At 33.8% G+C, this 22,209-nt stretch carries 8 protein-coding genes; 4 read left to right on the top strand and 4 right to left on the bottom strand.

The features are described 5' to 3' along the window. Positions 1-29: 29 nt before the first annotated feature. The 4 genes from KO504_RS03745 to KO504_RS03730 all read right to left on the bottom strand — a co-directional run bounded on the left by KO504_RS03745 (position 30) and on the right by KO504_RS03730 (position 17,728). Positions 30-932 (bottom strand): carboxypeptidase-like regulatory domain-containing protein, encoded by a 903-nt coding sequence (locus tag KO504_RS03745; RefSeq protein ID WP_215924986.1) that lies wholly within the window; start codon positions 930-932, stop codon positions 30-32. Positions 933-1,071: 139 nt separating this feature from the next. Further along, positions 1,072-2,991: an OmpA family protein gene (locus KO504_RS03740; RefSeq protein ID WP_215924985.1), complete on the bottom strand. Its 1,920-nt coding sequence runs from the start codon at positions 2,989-2,991 to the stop codon at positions 1,072-1,074. Positions 2,992-3,003: 12 nt separating this feature from the next. Further along, positions 3,004-3,939: a PorP/SprF family type IX secretion system membrane protein gene (locus KO504_RS03735; RefSeq protein ID WP_215924984.1), complete on the bottom strand. Its 936-nt coding sequence runs from the start codon at positions 3,937-3,939 to the stop codon at positions 3,004-3,006. 10 nt (positions 3,940-3,949) lie between these two features. Then, on the bottom strand, positions 3,950-17,728 hold the full coding sequence (locus tag KO504_RS03730; protein ID WP_215924983.1) for an HYR-like domain-containing protein: 13,779 nt from the start codon (positions 17,726-17,728) through the stop codon (positions 3,950-3,952). Between the two features lie 333 nt (positions 17,729-18,061). Between KO504_RS03730 and KO504_RS03725 the strand changes: the two genes are divergently transcribed. The 4 genes from KO504_RS03725 to KO504_RS03710 all read left to right on the top strand — a co-directional run bounded on the left by KO504_RS03725 (position 18,062) and on the right by KO504_RS03710 (position 22,155). Continuing rightward, positions 18,062-18,547, top strand: coding sequence for a SixA phosphatase family protein (locus KO504_RS03725; RefSeq protein WP_215924982.1), 486 nt, complete (start codon positions 18,062-18,064; stop codon positions 18,545-18,547). Further along, entirely contained in the window at positions 18,547-20,601 is a 2,055-nt protein-coding gene (ppk1, locus tag KO504_RS03720) for a polyphosphate kinase 1 (RefSeq protein ID WP_215924981.1), read from the top strand. The genes KO504_RS03725 and ppk1 overlap by 1 nt, the downstream gene beginning before the upstream one ends. Before the next feature lie 9 nt (positions 20,602-20,610). Next, positions 20,611-21,516 carry a Ppx/GppA phosphatase family protein gene (locus tag KO504_RS03715; protein ID WP_215924980.1) on the top strand — a complete coding sequence of 302 codons (906 nt, stop codon included), beginning with the start codon at positions 20,611-20,613 and terminating at the stop codon, positions 21,514-21,516. Between the two features lie 108 nt (positions 21,517-21,624). Beyond that, positions 21,625-22,155 (top strand): porin family protein, encoded by a 531-nt coding sequence (locus KO504_RS03710; protein WP_215924979.1) that lies wholly within the window; start codon positions 21,625-21,627, stop codon positions 22,153-22,155. Positions 22,156-22,209 lie beyond the last annotated feature (54 nt).

Here is a 22,209-nt window from a genome sequence, read left to right as displayed (position 1 = left end):
TATTAAACTCACGTTGCTATTTACAATACTTATGTTTTTTCATAAACGACTGTAGCTTTAATAAAAGGCACAGCATATAACTTTTTTTTTAACACCGACTTTCTAGAATTTTTTGACCAATCATTAGATCTAAAACGTGTATATTTTTGTATGTTTTTTGTATGCGTATGTAAGAGACTAGGTGTTGTTAAATACATTGTGTTTTTTATTTCAATATAACCAGGTTGAACAGTTGCTATACCTACAAAAATTCCTTTTTCAGTAAAAGGAATGCTTTTGTCTTCAAAAGATAGTTTATAATTCTTCGTATCGTTCTTTGGCTTTATAATTATATTTTCAAAATGTAAAAGCTCACCAGGAAACCCTAAATCATCTATGTTATAAAATGCTAATCTGTAGTAGGTTTGATATGTTTCATAATTATCGTTATTAGAATCTTTATATTTTAAATGCAATTCTACTAGCTTTCCTTTTTTATGTTTTGGGTTGTCTATTAAAATAGCTGTTTCATAACCAAAAGGAATAGAAACCGGAAAAACTTGTTTCCTATTTCCAGACGAAAGTTGAGTTTTGTTGTTGCTATATGTTTTTATCTTACCAACTATTAATATTTCATCTAAAGACTCCACCTTTGGAACCAATTGAAAATTTAAGGTATATTCATTTGGTTTAATAAAACGCGAAAGGCTAATCTTTTTACTTTCATAACCAATTAAAGAAGCGACTAAGGTATCTTTAGTAGTTGTTTTAGTTAAATCTAAATTGTAAACACCATTTTCATTACTGTAAACACCAATTTTTTTGTCTTTAATAACAAGGTTTACATATGCTAATTTTTCATCAGTAATGCTATTTAAAACATGCCCTTTTAGTGTTTGAGAATGTATAGAAAGCTGTAATAAAAGCAGTATTGATAGCAAAGGATATTTCATATGGTAATATGTCAACGTTTAGTATAACGAAGTTACCATCTTTAATTTTTTTTTAAGCTTAAAAAATAAATAATAAAAAAGCAAGCTCATTACAAGCTTGCTCTTCATCTTAGTTTACATTTAGTTTGGGAATGTAATATTATTTTTTTTCAGAATCTATAATATAGAAATAAGAACGTCTGTTAACTTGGTGTTCTTCCTCAGAGCATTTCACTCCGTTGGCACATTTATTTAAAAGACGGGTCTCACCATAACCTCTAGCGCTTTCTATTCTATTAGCATCAATACCTCTAGATATAATATATTTTGCAGTAGATTTTGCACGTCTGTCTGATAATTTTAAATTGTATTTATCACGACCTCTACTATCTGTATGAGATTCAATTTTAATAATCATTTCTGGATGCTTACGTAGCACATCTACAATATTTTCCAATTCGTATTGTGCATCTGTTCTAATATCAGATTTATCGTAATCAAAGAATATTGGGTTTATAATAATCTGGCTGTCTAAAATTAAAGGTTGTAATACTAAATCTACAGTATTAACTTTTTTGTCTTCATTAGCTGTAGTAACGGTTTTTTTGTCTTCTTTATAATCTGGTTTAGTACCAAGAATAGTATATGTTTTACTACATTTTACGTCAAAAGTATAGGCTCCATCTTCTGCTGTAAGGACTTCTTCAATTATTTTACCAGTTTCGTCAATAAGTTGTACAGTTACATCTGCTAAAATAATTTCAGTTCTGTGTTCTTTTGCAATACCTGTAATTTGTTGGTTACATTCTTCAATATTAAAGCTATATATATCGTCACCTCCTTTTCCTTCAGGTCTATTAGAAGAAATATATCCTTTTTGGGTTTCGCTATTAATAAAATAAGCAAAATCATCATAACCACTATTAAAAGGTGCACCTAAGTTTTCTGGAGTTGTAGGCTCTTCTTTTAAGATGTTTGATTTAAAAACATCTAGTAATCCTAAGTTAAGGTGACCATCTGAAGAAAAATAAAACGTACTGTCTTTGGCAACAAAAGGAAACATTTCTCGGCCCTCAGTATTTATTTTGTCTCCTAAATTTTTTGGTTCTCCATATGAACCATCATCATTAATTTTTACAGAATAAATATCAGTTTGTCCAATACCTCCATCGCGATCAGAAACAAAGAAAAGTGTTTTGTTATCTGGGCTTAATGTAGGATGGCCTGTTGAAAAAACATCATCATTAAATGGTAATTCAGTTACATTGGTCCATGCTTTACCTTTTAATGTAGCGGTATATATTTTGAGATGCGTTGTACCTTCTTTATCGTATTTTAATCTGTTTCGGTCATTAACGTTGTCTCTTGTAAAATACATCGTTTTTCCATCGTTTGTAATTGCAACTGAAGCTTCATGATAAATTGAATTGACATCTTCACCTGCCAGTTTTATTGGTGAGCTATAAGATTCCATTCCATTTTCTTCTTGTTTTACTTCCAATTGAAATAGATCTAGGAAAGGTTCTTTATTCCAATTGTATACTTTTTTTTCATCGCCACGAGCAGAGGCAAAGTAAAGGGTATTATCATGCAAGAATGATCCAAAATCTGACTTTTCAGAATTGAATGATAAGTTTTCGAGTGTCACAACACGATCTTCATTTTTTGAAGTTAATTTATCAAAAATACTAACATCATCAGGATTATAGCCTTTTAATCTACTATCTCCTTGTTGCGCTTCACTTAGTTTTTTAAACCAGATATCTGCTTTTTTATAGTCTCCAATACTTCTAAGCGATTGTATATATTTATAAATGTATTCAGCTTCAACATCTTTGTTTTCGCTTAATGCTTTTTCATACCAATAAGCCGCTTTTTCAGAATTAGAATTATTGTAATAGGCATCACCAAGTCGGGTTAAGACATGTGTATCAGCTTTACCTTTTTCAACTACTTTTTCATATAACTCTATGGCTTTTAGATAACCATAATTATCAAAAAACTTATCGGCTAATTTCGTCTGAGTAAAAGACAACGAAGAGCTTAAAATTAAAACAAGCGTTAATATTTTGATTTTCATAATACGTTCTTTTTAGAAATATCTTGGCGATTTAACACGTTTACTTTTAAAGACTTCAAACATTAATAATACTTCGTGTGTACCACTAGTATAGGGTGCTATATCAGAAATAGGATATTCATAAGCATAACCAATTCTCATTTGTTTAGAAATTTGAAAATCTGCTATACCGCCAATTGCAGCGGCATGCTCATTGGCTCTATAAGCTGCTCCAGCCCAAAATTTCTCATAAAATAAAAAGTTTGCAGAAATATCGAAAGATAAGGGTGCGCCATTTGTAGCTTTTAATAATGCGGAAGGTTTTAACTTTGTATTTTCGCTAAGGTTAAAAACATAACCACCAGTAAAATAGTAACTAACACGTTCTAGTGCCACATAGTCTAATGTACCATTTTTACCTTTGTTGTAATCTGTATTTAATATTCTTGGAGTAGATAATCCAAGATACCATTTTTGCGAATGTAAATATAAACCAGCACCAACATTTGGGCTCCAACGGTTAGATACATCATTAAAAAACGGATCGTTTACGACAGAAGGATCGTTTAATAAGGTTTCATCTAAAGTGTAATGTGTCATACCCGCTTTTAATCCAAAAGCAAGCTTTGTATTTTCACTTGTTTTAATGGTATAAGAGTAATCTGCATACAGGTATGAGAAGTTTTCATAGCCTAGTTTATCATTGATAAAGGAAATACCCAAACCCATATTTTCGTTTCTTAAGGGAGTATGTACCGATAAAGTTTGTGTTTCCGGTCCGCCTTCTAAGCCAACCCACTGACTTCTATGTAAACCTACAATACTTAATGTTTCTCTACTACCAGCATAAGCAGGGTTTATAGATATGGTGTTAAACATATATTGCGTAAACTGAGGTAACTGTTGCGCAAAGGCAGTAGAAACACTCAATAAAAGTATGGCAATACTTAGATATTTTGATAACTTCATAGGTTAAGTTTTAATTTGTTGCCACGTAGATAGGACCTGAAAACGGTGCTAAACCACTATTTTTTACATTAATAATATAATAATATGTACCAGTTGGAACTTTTCCTGAACCTCCTACAGATGAGCCATGAGCTTCACCACCCCAATCATTTTTATAATTGTTGGATTTATATATCTGCGCTCCCCAACGGTTAAATATTTGTAACTCTATAACAAAACCACATTGTTCTATAGAATCTACAGTAAAGTAATCGTTAATATTATCTCCATTTGAAGTAACGGTTTTAGAAATCACAACATTATCTGCAGAACTACAAGGTAATACTAAACAGTCGTCATCTATAGTTACATTTACTTCTACTTCTTTAGGACATGGTCCTTCAGTAATAGCGTATAAAAAGGTGTATACACCAACATCTGCAGTAGAAGGGTCAAAGTAACTTCCATTTAATGTTGTGTCTCCTGCTATAACACTCCATGTACCATCCATGCTAAAGTCTCCAGATAGTAATTCAAATAAGTCGAATTCAATATCAAGGACACATCTAAAGCCTTCTTGTACATTAATAACATTACTGATTTCTACGGCAATATTTTGAGTGTATAGTGCTTGGTTACCACAATCGTCTGTAACGGTCCAAGTTCTCACTATATTATAATCTTCAAAATCATTTTCTTGATATGATACTTCTTCGTATTCAACATTAATATCATTTGAACATGAATCTTCAAATCCTAAATTTGGTTTTACAGGAATATCATCACATGCAACAGTTATGTTTTCATCAAATGCAGTAACAAGCGTTGGTGCTGAAGTATCTTGAACAGATATAAATTGCGTGTGTACAGCTTCAATTCCACAACTGTCAGTAGCTGTCCATGTACGTTCTATAATGTAATATCCTATACAATCTCCGTTTGTAATCTCTTCTTCAAAAGTAACCTCAGCTGTACCACAATTATCGGTAGCAGTTAATGTTTCTGCAGTTGGTACGTCATCACATTCTACAGTAATATCTGCAGGTAACGTTTCATTAAATGCTGGTGCAGTTGTGTCTTGAACAGTAATGGTTTGAACAAATGTTGTTGTATTGTCACAATCATCTGTCAAAGACCAAGTACGTGTAATTATAGACTCATTTGGACAATTTCCTTCTGCAGTACTATCTGTAAATACAGCTTCTAAATCTGTTGCACAGTTATCTGATTCGTCAGTAACATCACCTGTAAGTGTGACATCTGTAATATCAATATCACATTCAACAGTAATATCTGCAGGAACAGAGAATGTAGGAACAGTTGTATCTTGAACCGTAATTGTTTGGATAGCAGTTGTAGTATTATCACAATCATCAGTTAATGACCAAGTACGTGTAATAATAGACGCACTTGGGCAACTGCCTTCAGCGACACTATCTGTATACGTTGCTTCCAGTTCTGAAGAACAGTTATCAGTTACGTTTGTTACATCACCCGTTAGTGTTAAATCTGTAGCGTCTGCATCACATTCAATAGTGATATCAGCAGGAACACTAAAAGTAGGTGGAGTACTGTCTTGAATAGTAATGGTCTGTACAAAAGTTGTCGTATTATCACAATCGTCAGTTAATGACCAAGTACGTGTGATTATAGAAGTACCTGGGCAACTACCATCAGCAACGCTATCTGTAAAAATGGCATCTAGTCCAGTAGAGCAATTATCTGCTTCGTCTGTGACATCTCCCGTTATAGTCAAGTCTGTAGCATCCGCATCACATTCTATTGTAATGTCATTAGGCACAGAGAATGTTGGTGCTGTAGTATCTTGAACTGTTATAGTTTGAACAAAAGAGGTCGCGTTATTGCAATCATCAACTAATAACCATGTACGTGTAATGATTGAAGAATTAGGACAGTCTCCGTCAATAACATTGTCTGTAAATGTAGCCTCAAGTTCTGTTGAACAATTATCAGTTTCATCAGTAACTTCACCCGTTATAGTTAAGTCTGTAGCATCTATATCACATTCAATTGTAATATCTTCAGGAACAGTAAATGTTGGTGGTGTAGAGTCTTGAACAGTAATAATTTGATCTTCAGAAACTGAATTCCCACATGCATCAGTTGCAGTCCATGTTCTTATAATTGTTTTAGTTGTGCCACAAGCATCGGTTTCGCTATCACTGTAAGTAATTGTGGCAGTAATATTACATTCGTCTATAGCTTTACCCATTCCTGTATTGTCAGGACTAGAATCTTCATTACATTCTATTGTAACATCAAGAGGAATTGTTAATAATGGTGCTTGTGTATCTATCAATGAATATGTAGCAGAAGTTGTTGCTGCATTTCCACATTCATCAGTTGCTGTAAATGTTACAGTAATAGCGCCATTTTCACAATCAATGTCTGTATTAGAGTCGTAATCGTTAGTCCAAGTAATTGTACTACAGTTATCCGTAGCTGTTGCTCCTGCATTATTTGCAAGCCAATCTTCAAGAGTCCCAGCTAGAGTAATTCCACATTCAATACTGATGTTTTCTACTGCAGATTCATCAATGTTTGGTGCTGTAGTATCTTGAATTGTAATGGTCTGTACAAAAGTTGTTGTATTGTCACAACTGTCAGTTAACGACCAAGTACGTGTAATAATAGAGCTGCTTGGGCAACTACCGTCTGCAATACTATCAGTAAAAATAGCTTCAAGTCCTGTAGAACAGTTGTCCGATTCGTCAGTTACATCACCAGTAAGGGTTAAGTCTGTTGCATCTTCATCACATTCTATTGTAATATTTGCAGGAACAGAAAATGTAGGCGGTGTTGTATCTTCTATAGTTAATGTTGCGTCTATAGTTGTTGTATTTCCACAATCATCAGCTACTGTATACTGTATTGTAATTGTACCACCAGATCCACAAGTAGGCACTAGGTTATTAAAGTCATAATTGGAAGTTACTATGTTTGTTGGCTCTGTGTCACAAGTATCAGTACCACATGTTTCAAGCGCAGCAATATTGGCCGCATTCCATGTTATAACAACACTTTCTGTATCAGAACCATCACATTCTATAGTTTCGTCTGCGACATTACATGCTGATAAATCAGGACCCGTTGTGTCTTCAATGATAAGTGTAGCGCTTAACGTACTTGCGTTACCTGTTGCATCTGTTAACGTGTAGATTACAGTGATTGTACCACTAGCCCCACAATTAGTAACTAGATTATCAAAGTTGTAATCTGAAGTTATTGTAATGTTATTATCACAAGCATCAGTTGCACAATTTTCTAACGCTAAAATATTAGCAGTATTCCATGCATTGGCAAGTGTTTCATTATCAGTGCCACTACATTCAAAAGTTTCATCTAGAACAGCACAATTAGATGTATCTGGAGGTGTTGTGTCTTTGATTAATTCAGTTGTAGTTTGAGATGTTGCAGTTACATTTGATCCATTTACTACTTCTTCGGCATTTACAGTTGCACTATTAATAACTTCAGTAGCATCTATATCTGCTTGAGTAACTAAATATGTTGCACTATATATCCAAGTCTCATTTGGATCTAATTGGTTATCGTTGTCTGTATCACCAGAAACAAATGCAATACTTATAGAAGGTGTTGCATTGTCTAATAAAGAATCGGTAATAATTACATTTTCTAATGCTACATCTCCAGAGTTAATCACTGTAAATGTATAAGTTATAGTTTCATCAATTTCAGTACAATCGTTTCCGTTGTCGTTATTGAATACTCCAGTTTTTATAAGCTGTATACCAGATTCGTTACAAAGTGTTACATCTGGATTATTAGCATCTATAATATAGGTATCAGTTGCTTGAACAGGTGTAGTTCCATCGGGTTGTAAGCCATTAACTGTTACATTATTTGTAATGTTTCCAGCATCTACATTTGCCTGAGTTATTGTATAGTCCGGAGCGGTGAATATCCAAGTTTCAGAAGGGTCAAGAACACTATCACCATTATCACCAGTAAGTGTTAGAGAAGCTGTAATATCACCACCTAATAAATCGTCAGTAATTGTAAGAGAATTAATAGATACATCACCATTATTAGTTACAGTGAAAGTATAAGTGACTATATCTCCTTCGCCAACACAACCACTAGCTGTACTAGAAGCTGCTTTTACGATTTCAATACTACCATTATCACAAAGTGTTACATCTGGATTATTAGCATCTATAATATAGGTGTCAGTTGCTAGAACAGATGTTGTTCCGTCAGGTTCTAGTCCGCTAACTGTTACATTATTAGTAATGCTTCCTGCATCTACGTTGTCTTGAGTTATAGTATAATTAGGTGCTGTGAATATCCATGTTTCAGAAGGATCAAGGATACCATCACCATTATCACCAGTAAGCGTAAGTGAATCAGTGATATTACCACCTAATAAATCATCAATAATTGTTACAGTATTAATAAGGATATCACCAGAATTAGTCACTGTAAATGTGTAAGTTATTGTATCACCAGCAGCAACACAATCAGTACTATTACTAGATGCAGATTTTACGATACTAAGTCCTGCAACACCGTCAATAGTGATATAAACAGTTGCTTGATCACAAGCCATAGGGGTTCCATTATCACAAATTGTGTAAATAAAAGAGTCTGTTCCAGAATATCCAGCATTAGGAGTGTAGGTAAACTCACCAGTATTAGGGTCAATATTTACAGTAACACCTTGAGTGGTTATAACAGTTGTAGAGGTTACAGTTTGTATATCGTCTTCAATATCATTGTCGTTTAATAAAACATTTCCTATTAAAACACTAGTTGGAGTAAGGTGATAGGCATCATCATTAGCATTAGTTGTATTAGCCATGCTAGTATCTTGAACAGTTACAGTTACTGTTGCTGTATCACAAAGTTGAGGATTGCCATCATCACATATCGTATATGTAAACGTATCTTCTCCTGTAAATCCATCATTAGGAGTATAAGTAATTGTCCCATTATTATTTACTGTAATTGTTCCATTAGAAGGATTTGTAGTTCCTGTAATAGTAATTGGGTCAGTATCGGGATCAAAATCATTAGCAAGAATTACAATAGCAATAGAAGTTCCTTCTGGAGTTGTTGCTGTATCTGCATTAGCAATTGGCGGTTCATTTTCAGTACTGCTTTCAGGTAATACTTCAATATAAACGATAGCGGAGTCACAGGCTTGAGGATTACCATCATCACAGATCGTGTACTCAAACGTATCCTCACCAATAAATCCAGGGTTAGGTGTGTATGTGTATGATCCATTATCATTAATTACGACATTTCCATTAGTAGGATTAGTATTAGCAGTTACTATTTGATTATCTCCTTCATAATCTTCGTCGTTAGTTAGAACATTTCCGGTAACTGATTGATTAACAAAAGTATTGTTAATATCAGCAATGGCATCTGTACAGTTTGAAAGCATATTAATAGTTACCGTTTCTGTACATCCATTAGCATCCTTAACAATAACAGAGTAATCCCCTTCAATAAGGTTTGTGAAAGTTCCATTTGTTAAAAAGTTATTTCCATTATCAATAGAGTATGTGTAAGGTGATGTACCACCAGTTCCTTCTATTGTAAATAGACCTAAGCTTCCACAAAGGATATTTGTTTGTGTTGATATCGAAGCCGATAAACTTGTGTTAGGTTGTGTAATTTCAATCACCTGTTCAACAGGGTCACAAGACGAACCATCCATAATTACACTAACAGTGTATGTACCTGCAATTACATTAGATAACGTGCTGTATTCAGCACCTGTATCTACTTGACCATTAGACCATGTAAATGTAAAAGTAGCTGTTGGATTAATAACAGAGCTCGCCGAAACTGTAGCGGCACCTGTAGCGTCACCAAAACAAAGTACGTTAGTTATATTATCAGTAGTTGTAGCGGTGTCACAATCGTCAGTACAACTAATAGTAATCGTTTGTGAGGTTGTACAACCATTGTCATCAGTAATAATAACAGTATGATTACCAACAGGTAGGTTAGTAGCCGTCATTGTTGTTTGGTTATTAGCAGAAGCCGACCATTGATATGAGTAAGGCGCATTTCCACCAGTAGTTAAGGCTGTCGCTGTTCCATCATCACAGCCTTGAGCCGATGTTGCGTTTACTTTATTTATAGATACACTTAAAGCATTAGGTTGTGTAATTTCAACCTCATGTACAACAGGGGCACAAGATGAGCCATCCATAACTACGCTAACGGTGTAGGTGCCTGCAATTACATTAGATAATGTACTGTACTCAACACCAGTATTTACTTGTCCATTAGACCATGTAAATGTAAAAGTTGCTGTAGGTTTAATAACCGAACTCGCTGAAACTGTAGCAGCACCTGTAGCATCACCAAAGCAAAGCACATTAGTTATATTATCAGTAGTTGTAGCAGTATCACAATCGTCGGTACATGTGATGCTAACACTTTTTACCGTTTTACAACCATTAGCATCTATTACAACAACTGAATGGTTACCTACTGGTAAATTAGTAGCTGTAGCTGTTATTTGATTATCTGCGGAAGCAGACCATTCATAAGTATAAGGTGCATTGCCACCTGTAACTGTAGCTGTTGCTGTACCATCATCACAGCCGTGAACTGAAGTTGCATCTACTTTATCTATAGAGACATTTAAAGCGCTAGGTTGTGTAATTTCAATCTCCTGTTCAACAGGATCACAAGACGAACCATCCATAGTTACGCTAACAGTATATGTACCTGCAATTACATTAGATAACGTACTGTATTCAGCACCTGTATCTACCTGACCGTTAGACCATGTAAATGTGAAAGTTGCTGTTGGATTAATAACCGAACTCGCAGAAACCGTAGCTTCACCAGTTGTACTATTAAAGCAAAGTACATTAGTTATGTTGTCAGTAGTAATAGCAGTATCACAATCATCAGTACAATTAATAGTAATCGTTTGTGAGGTTGTACAGCCATTATCATCAGTAATAATAACAGTATGGTCTCCTACAGATAAGTCCGTAGCAGTAGCTGTTGTTTGGTTATTAGCAGAAGTCGACCATTGGTATGTATAAGGAGCATTGCCACCTGTAATTGTAGCTGTCGCTGTTCCATTATCACAGCCTTGAGCTGAGGTTGCATTCGCTTGATCAATCGATAAACTAAAAGCAGTAGGTTCCGATATTGTATATGATTTTGTAGAAGTACATCCATTAGCATCTGTTACTGTCACAGAATGAACACCGGCAGATATATTGGTTAAATCTTGACTTGTAGCTCCAGTACTCCAAGAATAAGAATAAGGAGGCAGACCACCAGTTACATTTATATCAATAGCACCTGTGGTTTGCCCAAAGCAATTCACATTGGTTTTAGAATTTAGGGTTATTGAAAGAACAGACTGATTAACATTAATAATTTGTGTATGCTCAATATCATTTCCACAATCATCTTCGGCTGTCCAATTTCTTTCAATAGTATAAGAGGTATCACATTTATTACCAATTAATGTTTCTGAAAAGACAACATCAATATTATCATTACAATTATCAGATGCTGTTAAAATTGAAGCTGTTGGAATACTGCTTGAATCTACAGTGATATTTGTTGGTAAGCTTTCGTTAAAGCTAGGGTCTGTAGTATCGATTACTGTAATGTTTTGTGATACTGATGATGAATTTCCACAATCATCAATAAACGTCCATGTTCTTAATATAGAGGTATGACAAGGGTTAGAATCATCTACATTATCTACTCCTGTAACAGTTATATTGTCCATACAATTATCAGTAGCAGTTAATGGACCAGGATTAGGAACTTCATCAATACATTGAAAAGTTAAATCATCAGGAGCATTAGGCGCAACAGGCTTAGTAGTATCTATACTATTAAATGTAGCGGTTGTAGATGTTGAGTTACCACAATCATCTGTAGCTGTAAAAGTCACTGTGGCAGATCCTGTTTCACCACAACCATCAGATAGAGATGTGAAATTATGCGACCAAGTAATTGTAGAACAAAGATCAGTAGCAGAGGCACCACCGTTTGTAGCAAGCCAAGTTATAATATCTTCAGTTACTCCACCGTCAATATTACATTCAATAGATTGATCAGATGCAGGATTTGTTATTACAGGAGGTGTTGTATCTTGAATGATATATGTTGCTCTTGTTTTTGATGCATTACCACAATCGTCAGTAGCTGTAAAGGTTACAGTTATTCCTCTGTTATCACAATCTACGTCAGTATTCATAACGAAATCGTTAGACCATGTTACATTACCACAGGTATCCGAGGCAACAGCACCACCATTATTATCTAACCAATCTTGTAATGTTCCTTCTGGAGTTATACCGCATTCAATCATTATTTGAGAAGCAGGTATATCTATTGTAGGAGGTGTTGTGTCTTCTATAGTTATGATTTGATTTAATGACGTACTGTTGCCACACTCATCAGTAGCAATCCAGGTTCTTGTAATTTTTTCTGTATTGCCACAATCAGCAACCGAGGTATCATTATAAGAAATTGTTACGTTACCACAAGAGTCAATTCCTGTAGCTGTACCAGTAGCAGTAGGATCAATAGAACTAGAACATTCTATAGTAATATCACTAGGGATAGTTAGACTAGGAGCTGTTGTATCGATAAGGTTAATGGTCTGTACGTGTGTTGTTGTATTATTACAATCATCAGTCAGAGACCAAGTACGTCTAATTGTTTTTGTATTTCCACAGTTATTATTAGCTACGCTATCTGTATAAGTTGCATTTAGCCCAGAAGAACAGTTGTCTTTTTCGTTGGTAACATCACCGGTAATCGCCAGATTATTAATGTCTACACCACATTCGATGTCTAAATCAGCAGGTGCTGTAAATGTAGGTGCAGTAGTATCAGCTACTGTGATATTTTGTGACACAGAAGACGAATTTCCGCAATCATCAACAAATGTCCATGTTCTTTCAATAACTATACGACATGGATTAGAGTCATTTATAGTATCAACTCCAGTAGCAGTAATATTGTTCATACAATTATCAGTAGCTGTTAATTGCCCAGGACTAGGAACTTCATCAATACATTGCAACTTTACATCGTCTGGAGCAATAGGAACGACAGGGTTAGTGGTGTCACTATTGCTAAATGTAGCGGTTGTAGATGTTGAGTTACCACAACCATCTGTAGCTGTAAAAGTTACTGTAGCAGAGCCTGTTTCACCACAACCACCAGAAAGAGTGGTAAAATTGTTAGTCCAAACAATTGCAGAACAATCGTCAGTAGCGGTAGCCCCACCATTAGAGTTTAGCCAAGCTTGAATACTTTGAGCTGCATTACTATCAATACTACATTCAACTGTTTGATTAGATGCAGGAATTGTTATTACTGGAGGTGTTGTATCTTGAATGGTATATGTTGCACTTGTTGTTGCTGTGTTACCACAAGCGTCAGTTGCTGTAAATATAACTGTTGTAGATGCAGTACAATCTGAAACCCCATCATTATAATTATTAGACCATTTTACATTTCCACAAGTATCCGAAGCAACAGCACCACCATTATTATCTAACCAAGCTTGCAAAGTTCCACTAGGCGTTACACCACATTCAATCATTATATCAGAAGCTGGTGTATCTATTGTAGGAGGTGTTGTATCTTCTACAGTTATGATTTGATTTAGTGATTTAGTGTTACCACAGTCATCAGTCGCAGTCCAAGTTCTTTTTATTTTTTCTGTATTACCACAATTAGCATACGACGTATCATTATAAGAGATTGTTACATTACCACAAGAGTCACTTCCTGTAGCTGTACCAGTAGCAGAAGGGTCTGTAGGATCTGTACATTCTAAAGTAACATCGCTAGGGATAATTAAAGTAGGAGCTGTTGTATCAACAACGTTAATGGTTTGTACATGTGTTGTTGTATTATTACAATCATCGGTTAGAGACCAAGTACGTGTAATTTTTTCTGTGTTGGTACAGTTACCATTAGTTACACTATCTGTATATGTTGCATTTAGCCCAGAAGAGCAGTTGTCCTTTTCGTCTGTAACATCTCCAGTGATGCTAAGGTTGTTAGGGTCAACACCACATTCGATATTTAAATCGGCAGGCACCGTAAATGTAGGTGCTGTAGTATCTGCTACAGTGATATTTTGTGACACAGAAGACGAATTTCCGCAATCATCAACAAATGTCCATGTTCTTACAATAGTTATATGACAAGGATTAGAATTATCAATATTATCAACTCCTGTAACAGTTATAGTAGTCATACAGTTATCACTAGCCGTTAATCTACCAGGACTAGGAACTTCATCAATACATTGCAAGGTTAAATCGGCTGGCGCATTAGGAACGACAGGATTAGAGGTATCCGTATTACTATATGTAGCGGTTGTAGATGTTGAGTTACCACAACCATCTGTAGCTGTAAAAGTTACTGTAGCAGAGCCTGTTTCGCCGCAACCACCAGAAAGGGTGGTGAAATTGTTAGACCAAACAATTGCAGAACAATCGTCAGTAGCAGTAGCACCACCATTAGAGTTTAGCCAAGCTTGAATACTTTGAGTTGCATTATTATCAATATTACATTCAACAGATTGATCAGATGCAGGATTTGTTATTACTGGAGGTGTTGTATCTTGAATGGTGTATGTTGCGCTTGTTGTAGCTGTATTACCACAAGCGTCAGTCGCTGTAAAAGTAACTGTTGTAGATGCAGAACAATCTGAAACTCCATCATCATAGTTATTAGACCATTTTACATTTCCACAAGTATCCGAGGCAACAGCACCACCATTATTATCTAACCAAGCTTGTAATGTTCCATCAGGAGTTACACCACATTCAATAATGATATCAGAAGCAGGCGTATCTATTGTAGGAGGTGTTGTGTCCTTTACAGTTATGAATTGATTTCGCGATCTAGTGTTACCACAGTCATCAGTCGCAGTCCAAGTTCTTTTTATTTTTTCTGTATTACCACAATTAGCATACGACGTATCATTATAGGAGATTGTTACATTACTACAAGAGTCACTTCCTGTAGCTGTACCAGTAGCAGAAGGGTCTGTAGGGGCTGTACACTCTACAGTAACATTACTAGGAATAATTAAAGTAGGAGCTGTTGTATCAACAACGTTAATGGTTTGTACATGTGTTGTTGTATTATTACAATCATCAGTTAGAGACCAAGTACGTCTAATAGTTTTTGTGTTGGCACAACTACCATTAGTTATATTATCTGTATATGTTGCATTTAGTCCAGAAGAACAGTTGTCTTTTTCGTCTGTAACATCACCAGTTATGCTAAGGTTGTTAGGATCAACATCACATTCAATATTTAAATTTGCAGGCACCGTAAATGTTGGAGCTGTAGTATCTGCTACTGTGATATTTTGGGACACAGAAGACGAATTTCCACAATCATCAACAAATGTCCAGGTTCTTACAATAGTTGTATGACAAGGATTAGAATTATCAATATTATCAACTCCTGTAACAGTTATAGTATTCATGCAATTATCAGTAGCTGTTAATTGCCCAGGACTAGGGACTTCATCAATACATTGCAAGGTTAAATCATCAGGTGCATTAGGAGCAATAGGATTAGAGGTGTCAGTATTACTAAAAGTAGCGGTTGTAGATGTTGAATTACCACAACCATCTGTCGCTGTAAAAGTTACTGTAGCAGAGCCTGTTTGACCACAACCACCAGAAAGAGCGGTAAAATTGTTAGTCCAAATAATAGCAGAACAATCGTCAGTAGCAGTAGCACCACCATTAGTATTTAGCCAAGCTTGAATACTTTGAGGTGCATTATTATCTATATTACATTCAACTGATTGATCAGATGCAGGATTTGTTATTACCGGAGGTGTTGTATCTTGAATAGTGTATGTAGCTCTTGTTGTTGCTGTATTTCCACAATCATCAGTAGCTGTAAATATAACTGTTGTAGATGCAGAACAATCTGATACTCCATCGTTATAATTATTTGACCATGTTACATTTCCACAAGTATCTGAGGCAACAGCATCACCATTATTATCTAACCAAGATTGTAATGTTCCACTAGGTGTTACACCACATTCAATAATGATATCAGAAGCAGGTGTATCTATTGTAGGAGGTATTGTGTCAATAACAGTAATTAATTGAGTAACATTAATTGAATTTCCACATTCATCTGTAACACTATATGTTCTTGTAATTGTTTCAGGACAAGATGAATTATTTGAAACATCCGAAATAAAAGTAACAATCGGATGCGCAGTAATATTATCTATTTCATCATCAACATCTTCTATATTGTATTCGGGCACTTCATCTATACATTCAACACTTATAGGATCTAGATTTGAAGCTGTAGGCGCTTCAGTATCATTAGCCATGATATCGAAATTGACACTAACAGCACAATTATTAGAATCTGTTACTTCAACCGAATGATTACCAATGCTTAAACCACTAAAAGTATTTGAAGATTGTGAAGAACCACCATTTATAGTATAACTATACGGAGGATTTCCATTTGTGGCTAAAACGCTTACTGAACCATTTGAATCGTCAATACAGTCTGCATCTGATTTTGAATCAATAGAAGCTGCTAAATCAGAAATCATTAAATCTATGGAACCTGCAGGTGATGCACACAAGTCATCGGGATTGTAATAAAAGACGTAATAGGTACCAGGAGTATTAACAACAGTGTTGCTTAAATGTTCTGATGTATCTAAAGGATCAGGACTTGTGCTCCAAGTTAATTCAGAACCACCAGGACCTGCAGACGTTATATAAGAATTTAAGTCAACCGAAAATGAATCACAAAAAACATCAATAGCGGTATTATCTATATTTATATTTTCTTCAGCAATAGTAGGAGGTACAGCATAGCCTTCAAGGCTTAATCTTAATCCATCAACTAATACTACAGATCTTCCTGGGTCTTGAGTTTGATAAAAGACATTTACCATACCAGAACTATCAGACTGAAAAGTGATACAAACTGTTTCCCAAAAAGGGTCAATTTCTGTCCAACCACCTGGGTTTTGAAAAGGTCCAGTTGTTGCTGTTGATAAGCTAACTGGGAAATCTGATAAAGGGTGTATAGTTAAATCGTCATGAGTATAAGTTAATGGATCGTTTATTTGTATTCCACCAGAATTAATACCAAAATTTAGATTTGGAATAAACTCAACAAAACTACCATTACTATTACTATAACGAGGAATAACAGCAATTTCAAAACAGACACGGTAAGTTGCATTTGGGAGTACTTCTAAATTTTGCTCAATACCTTCAAATTTGTATGAAAAAATAGAAAACCCGCCTCCATCTGGAGAAGGAGATATAATTGCAGGTGTATCAATGTTAGCATTTACATTTGAATATGAAATGTATTGTCCTTCTGAATAATCTACTGTACCTTGATCATTCCAGCAATCGTAAATAACATCAGCAGAATAGGTACTTCCATCTACAGCTATTTGAAATTCTGGTGGCAAGCCATTGTTATTCGGTGTTATATCAAGCGCATTAAAAGAACCGCAAGTAATTACATTACAAGTACCTACAGGATTAATTTCAGAGGATCTTTGATTATAACTTGAAAATGATTTATTATCATTATATATTTTGGCACGTTTTTTTAGTACCTCCATATAATTTTTCAATTCTACCTCGGATAATTTGGCTGTTTTAGGCCAATAATCAGATTCTTTTTCAAATTGTTCTTGTGCAAATCCATTATTTATAAATAATAATGAAACAACACTAATTGTTAATAACCTGAAAAAAGATAAAGTAAAGTTATTTTTCATATTTTATCGATATAACTTATCATGCAAATGATGCTGTTAAAACTAAATAGACCTAATACCATAGTTTAAAAAACTATAGCGAAAACTACTTGGTTGAAAACAACACAATTATTTGTTCTTTGTTAAATAAAAAGAGGGAAGTATTTTAACGTAAATGAAATATATAATGGATTAATATATTTTTTGATTTGGGGGCATTTACATTAAATTTACCTAACAAAAGAACTTATAACTATAATCATAAACAAACATTAGAGTTAAGGCGGCAATTTAATCGTTAAAAAGGAAATAAGCAACCTTTTGTCGAAAAAAAATGCATTTAATCGATATTATATGAAAGAAATTACACTGATAAGACATGGCAAATCATCCTGGGAACAAGATGTTATAGACCGAGAAAGGCCATTAAAAACAAGGGGTATTAATGATATTAAACTTGTTGCAAATCACTTTTTTAATAGCAACAGTGTTCCAGAAATTATTTTTTCAAGTCCAGCACGTCGGGCACTTAGTACCTGTGAGATTTTTATGAATACACTTAATATTGCTAAAGAACAGGTAGTTGTAGTGGAAGAGTTATATGATTTTGACGGGAGAAATGTTATAGATTTTATTAAAAATTTATCAAATGAATATAATGAAGTTATGATTTTTGGACACAACCATGCTTTCACATCAATTTCTAATATATTTGGGGATACTTTTATAGATAATCTTCCAACAAGCGGTTTGGTAAAACTTAAATTTGATATCAACGATTGGAACGATTTAAAAAAAGGAATTACAGAATTTATAATTATTCCAAAGGAATTAAAATAATGACAAAAGATAAAAACATATATATAAATAGGGAATTAAGTTGGTTAAAGTTTAATGAACGTGTGCTTCAAGAAGCTGCAGATAAAGAAGTCCCGCTTATAGAACGTCTAAGGTTTTTAGGAATTTTTTCAAATAATTTAGACGAATTCTTTAAAGTAAGATATGCAACTGTTAAGCGAATCTATGACGCAGGAAAAGGAGGTAAAAGTGAATTAGGTGGTATAAAAGCTGGAGATCTTTTAGAAGAAATAACTCAAGTTGTTATAGAGCAACAAAGTTATAGTTTAGAAATTCTTGATGAAATTGATAAAGAACTTGAAAAAGAGAATATTTATATAATTAATGAAACAGAAATAGATAAAGACCATCATGAGTTTATCAAGAACTATTTTTATCAAGAAATTAGTCCTGCTCTCGTCGTTATTATGCTTAATGAAGATGTAGCATTGCCAGAACTTATGGATATTTCTGCTTATTTAACGGTAAAAATGTCAAGCTCAAAAGCTAAAGATCAGGTCGCTTTGATTGAGATTTCATCGACTATGAATCGTTTTGTTGTTTTACCAAGTAAAGGTGATAACAACTATATTATAATGGTAGATGATATATTAAGGTATTGTTTAGACGATATTTTTAACATCTTTCATTATGATAGTATTAGTGCACACATGATTAAAATCACAAGAGATGGCGAATTAGATTTTGATAGTGATTTAAGTAAAAGTTTTATAGATAAACTTTCTGAAAGTGTTAAGGATAGACAGAGCGGAGATCCTGTGAGGTTTGTTTATGATAAAAATATAGAAGAGAGTACTTTAAATTTTCTTTTGGATAGAATGGCTATTCATAAAAAAGAAAGCATTATTCCTGGTGGTCGTTATCATAATCGTAGGGATTATATGAATTTTCCAAGCTTAGGTAGGACAGATTTACTATACCAAAAAATAGAACCACTTCCTGTAAAAGGGCTAAGTTTAGAAGAAAGTATTTTTAAGACTATTGCTAAAAAAGACTATTTAGTATATACTCCTTATCACACCTTTTCTTATATCGTAAAATTTTTAAGAGAAGCCGCATTAGACCCTAATGTTAAAACCATAAAAATTACTATTTATAGATTAGCCCAGATTTCGCATGTTGCTAGTTCTTTAATTAATGCAGCAAAAAACGGAAAAAAAGTAACCGTATCAATAGAGCTTAGAGCACGTTTTGATGAAGCAGCAAATATTAATTATGCAGAGCAAATGCAAGATGAAGGGATTAAGATGCTCTTTGGGGTGACGGGTTTAAAAGTGCATTGTAAAATGTGTGTTATAGAACGTGAAGAAAATAAAAAGCTAGTAAGATATGGTTTTATTAGTACAGGTAACTTTAACGAGTCTACAGCAAAAATCTATACTGATTTTACATTGATGACCTCTAATTCTAAAATTCTAAAAGACATTAATAAAGTATTTGACTTTTTTGAAGTTAATTATAAAGTTAATAGATATAAGCACATTATTACATCGCCACATTATACTAAAACAAAAATATTTGCTTTAATAGATAAGGAAATAGAAAGTGCTAAAAGAGGAAAACCAGCTTATATAAAGTTGAAAATAAATAGCATAAGTAGCTATAAAATGATAGATAAATTATATGAAGCGAGTAGAGCAGGTGTAAAAATACAAATGATTGTTAGAGGGCTTTGCTGTTTGGTACCAGGAGTAAAGGGCATGAGTGAGAATATTGAAGTTATTAGTATTATTGATAAATTTTTGGAACATACAAGGTTATACATATTTTCTAACGAAAATGATCCAAAGGTTTATATTTCTTCAGCAGATTGGATGACTAGAAATATAGACAATAGAGTAGAGGTAAGTTGTCCTATTTACGATGCAGATATTAAACAAGAGTTACAGTATTTGTATAATATATGTTGGAATGATAATGTAAAAGCACGTATAATTAACGAAAATCAAGACAATACTTATCGCAGAAATAACAAACCTAAAGTAAGAGCTCAATTTGATACGTATAAGTATTACTTAAATAAATTAGAAGGATAAATTATAATTATGCTGAAGATACAGAAATATGCAGCCATAGATATCGGATCCAATGCTGTAAGGTTATTAATATCAAACATTATAGAATTAGATGACGAACCCGTAGTGTTTAAAAAAAATTCATTGGTGCGTGTACCAATTAGATTAGGAGCAGATGTTTTTTTAAAAGGAGAAATATCAGAATATAACCAAGAACGAATGATAGACACTATGAAAGCTTTTAGTCTCATTATAAAAGCTCATGGTGTTACACGTTATAAAGCATGTGCTACATCTGCAATGAGAGAAGCTAAGAATAGTCCTGAGTTATCAGCAAAAATATTTGAAATTTGTGGTATTAATATAGAAATTATTGATGGTGAAGAAGAAGCTGCAATTATTGCTGCAACAGATTTAAATTCATTTATAAATCCAAATAAGACCTATCTCTATGTAGATGTTGGTGGTGGAAGTACGGAGTTTTCAATTATTCATAATGGTGAAAAAAAGCAATCTAAATCTTTTAGAATAGGAACCGTAAGATTGTTAAACGATATTGTAAAAAATGAAACATGGCAAGATCTAGAGCGTTGGATTAAAAGTAATACCCAACAATATGATAAAATTGAACTTATTGGCTCTGGTGGTAACATTAATAAAATTTTTAAAATATCAGGCAAAGATGTCGGTAAACCTTTAACCTATTTTTATCTTACGAGCTATTATAAAATGCTTCAAAATTATTCTTACGAAGAGCGTATTATAAAATTAAACTTAAACCAAGATAGGGCAGATGTTATTATACCTGCTACTCGAATTTATTTGTCTGCAATGAAATGGAGTGGTGCAAAGGACATTTATGTACCCAAAATAGGACTTTCGGATGGTATTATAAAAAGTATGTATTATGAAACAGTTTCTAGTGTTGTCTTGTAATATTTGGGTATTGAAATTCCCATTTGTCCGATTTTTCTTTATTAAAATCTATTAATTCATTAGGTATTTTAGAATTTAATATATCTTCGTTATCTCAAATTTAAAATTATGAAAAAATATTTATTTTCCTTGTTATTTGTTTCTTTTGCAACTGTTGGTATGTCTCAAGATATTATGTACGGTGTACGAGGAGCGCTTAATGTATCAAATCTTGATTTTGAACCAGATGCTGAATTTGAAAACAAACACCGAAATGGATTTGCTTTTGGTGGATTTGTAGATTTTGGTTTTACAGAGAAAACATCATTATTGTTAGAATTGCAATGGTCTGCAGAAGGTGGAAAAGAAGAGGAGATTAGAGCAGATTATATTCACTTACCTATTTTATTGCGATTTTCTTTATCTGATCGTTTCATTTTAGGTGTAGGACCAAAAATAGGTCTAAAGACATGGAAAGCTAATGACTTATTTTCAACAGCTACTTTTTCTGGAGTTGCGGGATTAGAGTATATGGTTACAGATGAATTTTTTGTAGATGCTCGTTTATCTTATGGTGTTACAAATGTGATAGATCAAGATCTAAAAAAGCTAGAAGCTAAAAACCATGTCATACAATTTGGTTTTGGAATGAAACTTTAAAAATTGAAAAGAAGCTAAAAAAATTAGCACGATATAATAAAAAAGCCTTTCAAA

Source organism: Winogradskyella psychrotolerans (assembly GCF_018860565.1).
GTDB classification, from domain to species: domain Bacteria; phylum Bacteroidota; class Bacteroidia; order Flavobacteriales; family Flavobacteriaceae; genus Winogradskyella; species Winogradskyella damuponensis.
Note: the sequence above shows the minus strand (reverse complement) of the source record. Positions and strands in the feature narration are given on the sequence as shown.